Consider the following 501-nt stretch of genomic DNA (forward strand, 5'->3'; position numbering starts at 1 on the left):
GTCACTTTCGGTCCTTATCTGTAAACTATATAGAAATAAGCGCAGGGCCGGACTTGACGTCAATCCTGAATCAGCGAAGGTCATGGCAACGGTGCCCAGATGGGTCCTGAATGCGCTGGAGTGGTCACATTTCAATCAATACTCCCCTCAATATGCCTATTTATAGGGCGATCACCGAGCAGCTGACCGCGAGAATCGAGTCCGGCACCTGGCCGGCCGGCACGGTGCTGCCTTCCGAGACGGCACTTGCCCAGGAATTCCGCGTCTCGGTCGGCACGATCCGCCGCGCTCTGGGGGAATTGACCGCCGGAGGCGTTCTGTCGCGTCGCCGCAAGACCGGCACCGTCGTCACCGGACGTCCGCCGCGCCACTCGCTGCGAATCGTCTATAACTACTTCCGCCTGCACTCGCGGGCCGGCGATCTGCAGAATTCGAAGGCCCGCGTCCTGAGCACTTGCCAGCGCCTCTCGACCCCGGCCGAGACCGAGCGCCTCGCGCTGC

The 501-nt window shown here is 62.1% G+C and carries 1 protein-coding gene; it reads left to right on the forward strand.

Features of this window, described 5'->3' with window-relative positions; translation table 11 throughout:
* Positions 1–110 precede the first annotated feature (110 nt).
* On the forward strand, positions 111–501 hold a 391-nt coding region (locus BTA51_RS29805), incomplete at its 3' end, for a GntR family transcriptional regulator (protein WP_141215748.1).

Source organism: Hahella sp. CCB-MM4 (assembly GCF_002260525.1).
Classification (GTDB): Bacteria; Pseudomonadota; Gammaproteobacteria; order Pseudomonadales; family Oleiphilaceae; genus Hahella.